The organism is Sphingomonas bacterium, from assembly GCF_903643065.1.
Lineage (GTDB): Bacteria > Pseudomonadota > Alphaproteobacteria > Sphingomonadales > Sphingomonadaceae > Sphingomonas.
This window is the reverse complement of the sequence record NZ_CAHJWX010000090.1, coordinates 1-7,062: the sequence shown is the minus strand read 5'-3', so window position 1 is coordinate 7,062 and position 7,062 is coordinate 1. Positions and strand designations below refer to the sequence as shown.

1 protein-coding gene is annotated in these 7,062 nt (G+C 70.9%); it reads left to right on the top strand.

The genetic code is table 11. The features are described 5' to 3' along the window. The first annotated feature begins 71 nt into the window (after positions 1 to 71). Positions 72 to 6,989, top strand: coding sequence for an autotransporter-associated beta strand repeat-containing protein (locus tag HUU95_RS04745; RefSeq protein WP_217429773.1), 6,918 nt, complete (start codon positions 72 to 74; stop codon positions 6,987 to 6,989). The last annotated feature ends 73 nt before the right edge of the window (positions 6,990 to 7,062 follow it).

Below are 7,062 nucleotides of genomic sequence, written 5' to 3'. Positions count from 1 at the left end.
TTGGCGCGGGCACCGGCTCGTCCGCCGGGCAGAGCGGCCAGGGTGGCTCCGGCTATGGTGGCGCGCTCTTCGTGCGCAACGGCGGCACGCTGACGATCAACGGCAACGCGGTGTTCCAGAACAACAGCGCGCTGGCGGGATCCAGCAGCAACGGCGGCGCGGCGGGTTCCGCGGCGGGCAACGACCTGTTCATGATGACGGGCTCGCACGTCAACCTGTCGCCCGGCGTCGGCAGCACGATCACCTTTTACGATTCGATCGCCGACGACAGTTCGGCGAGCATCCCCGGCTCGATCGCGGCCGGGCAGGGCGCGCAACTCAACATCGGCGGCGGCGGCACGGTCCAGCTGTTCGGCACGAACACCTATACCGGCGCGACCAACATCGGCGGCGCGACGCTGGAGGCGCAGGACGGCACGGGCATCAACCCGTACAGCCAGATCGCGTTCAGCGGCAGCGGCACGATCGGCGCCAACCTGTCGCTGTCGACCGCGGGCGTGCTGCTGTCGGGCGGCACGATCACGCGCGCGATCGGCACCGGCCCGACCAATGTGTATTTCGCCGGCAGCGGCGGGTTCGCCGGCACCGCGTCCAACCTCGTGCTGAATTTCGGCGCGCTGAATGGCGGCACCGGGGCGCCGCTGGTCTGGGGCGCGGGCGGCTTCGTGCCGGTCGGGTCGACGCTCCTCTTCGGGTCCGATGCGACCGATGCCACCGGCACCGTCACGCTGCAGAACGCGATCGATCTCGCCGGCAAGGTCGGCCGGATCGCCGTCTATCGCAACGCCGGGGAGGTCACCGCCTATGACGCGGCGCTCGCCGGCGCCGTCACCGGCGGGACGCTGGCCGTCGGCGATGCCGGCTTCACCGGCACGCTGCTGATGCCGGCGCAGAACAGCCTGAACGGCCTGACGCTGAACGCGGGGACGCTGTCGACCGTCAACGGCGCGCAGATCGGGCGGCTGATGAACGCCACGGCCGGCGGCTTCGTCACGGTCAACGGCGGCACGCTGCAGCTGGGGGCGGCCGAGAAGCTGACGATCGCGCGGATCGGCGCCGCCGGCAGCCTGCTGGCCGCCGGCGCGGTGAGCGCGGACGCGATCAGCAACAACGGCCTCACCGCGTTCGGCTCGACCCTGAAGGCGGGGTCGATTGTCAATACGGGGGTGCTCGCGCTCTTCGGCACCACCACCGTCGGCGAGACGATCGCGAACGCATCGGGCGGCATGCTTCGGCAGTTCGCCGCGACGACCGCCGGGGCGGTCGACAACGCCGGGACCTGGATGCAGGCCGCCGACCTTACGACGATCGGCACCGTCACCAACAGCGGCGAACTCGACGTGATCGGCCTGATCGCCAACAACCAGGAGACCGCCACGACGCGGACGATCCGCACGGCGGGCTTCAACGGTCAAGCCACGGGCGTCGTCAATCTGGGCGGCGTGGGGGGCACGACCGCAAACACGCTGGTGATCGTCCAGTCGGGGGCATCAACCTATGCCGGTACGTTCAGCGGCGCCGGATCGCTGACCAAGACGGGGACGGGATCCCTCACGCTCACGGGCGCCAGCAGCTTCACCGGCGCGCTGGCGATCGATGCCGGCACGCTCGACACCACCGGCGGCGGCACGCTGGCCGATACGCTGGCGGTGAGCGTCGGCCAGGGCGCGACCTTCCGGGTCGGGACGGCGGACACGGTCGGATCGATCCGGAACGCCGGCACGCTGATCGCCAACGCCGCGCTCGGCATGGGGACGCTGTCCAACACGGGCCTGGCGACGATCAATGCCGGCCTGTCCACCATCGGGGACGTGACCAACGCCGCCAACGCGCGGCTCGTGCTGACGGATGGCGCGGTCGTCGCGATCGGTGGCGGGCTGTCGAACGCGGGCATCGTCCGCGCCTCCGGCTCGCTGACGGTGGCTGGCCTGGTCGACAATCAGGCGAGCGGCAACGTTACGCTGGACGCGTCGTCGTCGCCCAGCTTCGGCAGCCTGACCAACGCCGGCACGATCACCGCCAACGCGGCGCTGACCGTGACGGGTGCCTATGTCCAGAACGCGGGCACGCTGTTCGGCAACACCGGTCTGACGACGGGCAGCTTCTCGGGCCTGGGCGGCGCCGTCGCGCTGGCGAACGGCTCCCGCTTTGACATCATGCAGACGGCGGACGGCATTTTCGCCGGCAAGGTGTCTGGGGATGGCGCCGTCGCCAAGGCCGGCGACGCGACGCTGACGCTCGTCGGCGCGGCGGGCAGCTTCGCCCCGGCGACGCTCACCGTGCTTGCCGGCGGCGTGACCGCGCAATCGACGGGGGTCCTGAGTTCGACGCTGACGCTGACCGTCCGGCCGGCCGGCACGCTCACCCTGTCGGCGGACCAGGCGATCGCATCGCTCGCCAATAGCGGCACGGTGACGCTCGCCGCTGACCTGACGACCAGCGGCATCGTCACGAACGACGGCCGGCTGAGCGTGACGGGCGCGAGCCGCGCGGTGCATGGCCTGGGCTTCAGCGGCGGCGCGGGCGGCGTGGTGGACCTCGCCGGCGTCGCGCTCACGGTCGATCAGTCGGCGGCGTCGACCTTTGCCGGCACGGTGACGGGCGCGGGCGCCCTGACCAAGGCTGGTGCGGGCACGCTCACGCTGACGGGCGCGAGCGACTTCACCGGTGGCCTGACGGTCGCGGGCGGAACCCTCGACACTACGGGCGGCGGCACCCTGGCCGACAGCCTGGACATCGGCATCGCGCGCGACGCGACGCTCGTCGTCGGCACGATCGACGCCGTGCACGACGTGACCAACGCCGGCACCCTGATCGCCAATGCCGATTACGGCGTGGCGAGCCTGGCCAATCGCGGGGCGGCGACGCTGAACGGCGCGTTCGTCTCGACCGGCAACGTCGCCAATCAGGGTGGCCTCGTCCTGGCCGGCCCGTTCGCCCAGATCGGCGGCAACATCACCAATGGCGGCACCTTCCAGAGCGGCTCGGCGCTGACGGTGAAGGGCGATGTCGCCAACGGCGCGACGATGAACCTCGATGGCCCGACCACGCAGATCGCCGGCAGCTTCGCCAACGGCGCCACGGCCGAGGCCTCGGGCCAGGTCTTCGTCGGCGGTGCGTCGACCAACAGCGGCCAGCTGACGCTGGCGGCCGGGTCGGCCACGCACATGGTCGGCGCGCTCGCGAACAGCGGCACGCTGACGGCCGCGGGCACGTTGCTCGTGGACGGGGCGGTCGGCAACGCGCGGACCGGGGCGGTAACCCTGATCGCCGGCGGCGCCACCCGCTTCGCCAGCATCACCAACGCCGGCATTTTGACCGCCGACGCGCCGCTCGCCGTGGTGGGCGCGGTCGCCAATAGTGGCACGATGACCCTGAACGCCGGGTCGGCGCCCGCCTTTGGCAGCCTAGTGAATACCGGCGGCATCGTGACCGGCGACGTCCTCGCGATCGCCGGCCCGTACCGCCAGGACGCGGGATCGCTGGTCGCGAACGCCGACGTCCGCTCCGGCTCGCTGTCGGGCGCGGGTGGCGCGATCGTGCTGAACGGCGCGAGCCGCTACACGGTCGATCAGGGCGAGGACGGCAGCTATGCCGGCCGCATCACCGGCACCGGCCAGGTCGTCAAGACCGGCGCCGCCACGCTGACCCTGACGGGTGACCGCGACAGCGTGTCCCCGTCGTCGCTGGCGGTGCTGGCCGGCGGCGTGGCGGTGCAGCAGGCACGGGCGCTCGGCCGGACGCTGGTGGTGGGGATCGCCAGCTCCGCCACGCTGGCGCTGGATGCCGACCAGTCGATCGCCAGCCTCGCGAGCGACGGCACGATCCTGCTCGCCGGCGACCTCACCAGCGGCAGCGTCGTCAGCAACGGCATCCTGACGGTGGTGGGCGATGGTTCCACCACCCGCAGCATCCACACCGCGACCTTCGCGGGCGGTGCGGGCGAGGTGAAGCTGGGCGGTGCCGACGGCACGGTCGCCGGCACGCTGGTCATCGATCAGTCGGGCGACAGCAGCTATGCCGGCATTTTCACCGGCGCGGGCAAGCTGATCAAGGCGGGGATCGGATCACTGCAGCTGACTGGCGCGAGCAGCTTCACCGGCGGTCTGACGGTCGACGCCGGGACGCTCGACACCACGGGCGGCGGCACGTTCGCGGACACGCTCGACGTGACGGTCGGCCAGCCGGGCACCCTCGTCGTCGGCACGGCGGACGTGGTCCGCGCCGTGACCAACGCGGGCACGCTGATCGGCAACGCCGATTACCGCGTCGCCAGCCTCGCCAACACGGGGACGGCGACGCTGAACGCCGCGCTGGTCGTCACCGGCAACGTCTCGAACGCGGGCACGGCATTCGTCCGCTCGACGGCCCGGATCGGCGGCGACGTCGTCAACGGCCACGAGATGACGGTCGCCGGTTCGCTCACGGTCGGGGGAAAGCTGACTAGCACGGGCACGCTGACGCTCGCCGATGGCTCGATCACGCACGTGGCGAGCCTGGCCAACGGCGGCACGCTCGCCTCGTCGGGGAAGCTGCTGGTGGACGGGCCGTTCGCCAACGCGCGGGGCGCCACCGCCACGCTGGGTGGTTCGGGCACGAAGCTCGGCTCGCTCGACAATGCTGGCATGCTGAGCGCTTCGTCGCCGTTCGCGGTGACCGGGGCCGTCGCCAACAGCGGCACGCTGACGCTCGCCACCGGCGGCGCGGTGCAGGTGGGGAGCCTGGTGAACAGCGGGACGCTGACCAGCGCCGATCCGCTGATCGTGGACGGCATGCTCCAGCAGGATGGAGGCAGGCTGGTCGCCAGTGCGGGGTTGAGCTCGGGTGCGCTGTCGGGCGCCGGCGGGACGATCGTCCTCGCCAATGCCAGCCAGTATGTTATCAACCAGTCGAGCAACGGCACCTATGCCGGCGGCATCGCCGGCGGCAGCGTCGTCAAGCTCGGCACCGGGACGCTGACGCTGGCGGGCGGCGACGACAGCGTCGCGCCGGTGTCGCTCGCCATCTACCAGGGTGGCGTGACGGTGCAGAAGGCCGGCGCGCTCGATCATGCGCTGTCGGTCGGCCTTTCGACCGCGGGCACGCTGACGCTGCAGGCGGACCAGACGATCCATGACCTGACCGGCACGGGCACCCTGGCCATCGGCGTCAACACCCTGACGCTGGCGACCGGCGGCGCGTTCACCGGGACGGTCACCGGCACCGGCGCCGTGAAGTTCGCGTCGGGCAGCTTCGCGCTCGACGGCGCGGGCAACGTCACGGCCGGCAACTTCGCCGTGCAGCCGGGCAGCAAGCTGGACATCGGTGCATCGAGCGCCATCTCGACGCAGACGCTGACGCTCAGCGATGCCGCGCTGAACCTGCAGGGCACCGCGACGGCCACGACGACGATGATCGACGGATCGCTCCTCCACCTCGGCAACGGGATCGACATCGGTCAGCCGAACGCGGTCCTCGGCACGCTCAACAGCAACACGACGATCGTCACCAACGGCGGCGCGCTGACCGGCAACGGCACGGTGATGGGCAATGTCGTGGTCGGCGGCACCGCCGCGGGCACGGTGGCACCGGGCAACTCGCCCGGCATCATCACCGTCACCAACCTGACCTATGCCAGCCAATCGGTGGCGGCGATGCAGATCGACGGCGCGAACGGTCCCGGCGTGGCCGGGGGCAACGACTTGGTCATCGTCAACGGGACGCTCACGCTGCAACCCGGTTCGACGCTCGCGATCCAGAAGTCGCAGCCGGCCTCGGCCTATGAGCTGCCGCTGGGCCAGGGCATCCAGCTGTTCCGCTTCGCACCGGGTCACGTGACCGGCGCGTTCGGCTCGATCACCAAGGCCGGCTTCGCGCAGAACCTGTTGTTCAACGTCTCGAACGGCACGGTGTACGGCCTGGGCAGCTACACGCCCGACGCTTTCGCGGCGGCGGTGGCAGTCAACCCGGTCGGCGCGGCGGCGGTGGCCGCCACGCGGATCACCACGCCGGGCGGCGTCGCCCAGTATCGCGGCGGGAACCTGATCGGCGCGGCGGTCGCGGTGCTGGCGTCCGGGCAATCGGTGAGCGACCTGCTGAAGCGCTATTCGCCGGACGGCTATGCGGGCATCCTCGACGAGGGTCGCGCATCGCTCCTGGAGAACCTGCCCGTCCTAAGTGACTATGACCACCTGGCGTCCGGCCGGATCGTCGCGACCGGCGCGATCCACCACGACCGGCTCGATGGACGCCGGGCGGACGGCTATTCGGTCAACCGCTTCAACAACACCGCGTTCCAGGTCGGCTTCGCCGGCGATCTGAGCTTCGCGCGCGCCAGCATCTCCTATACCCGCTCGACGGGCGGCGACCGTGGCGACTTCGTCGCCGCGAGCACCGACGGGAATCAGTTCGGGGTCGGCGTTTCGGTCCCCGTCACCGCCGATCAGGCGCTTCGCCTGGTGGCTCGCGGCGTCTACGGCGATGATGACTCGCACGGCACGCGGGGGGTCATCAACGGGACCGCGCGCTTTGGCGGCGTCCGTTCGTTCATCGTCACCTATGGCGGCGGGTTCGACTATCAGCGGCAGGCGAGACGAGCGTCGTTCGACGGCTCGGCAGAGGTCCTGGGCGTCCACCAGACGCTGCGCGGCTTCGCCGAGACGGGATCGGCCGATGGTCTCGATCTGTGGAACGTGCGCCGCACGACCCACGATCTGACGGTCGCGAAGCTGGACGGCAAGCTGGGCTATTCGCTCAGCCCGAACGTCACCGCCTATGTGAAGGGCGGGTACATCCACGAGTTCGGCAACGGCCAGACCGCGATCGTCGCGGATGGCCAAACCGATGCCGTCACGATCGCGATCAGCAATCCGGGCCTGGCGCAGGATCGGGCCGATGCCGGCCTCGGGCTGCGGGTGAACCTCGGCAGCCGATTGCAGCTGAACGCGGATGCGACCGGTGGCACGCAACGAAGCTACCGCGTCGGCGGCGGCGCGACCCTGCGCTTCTAGGGTCAGGACCCATTGATGTGAGTGCCGCGATCTGATTCAGGCTCCGTGAGGAGACCCCCGGATGAGCGACCTG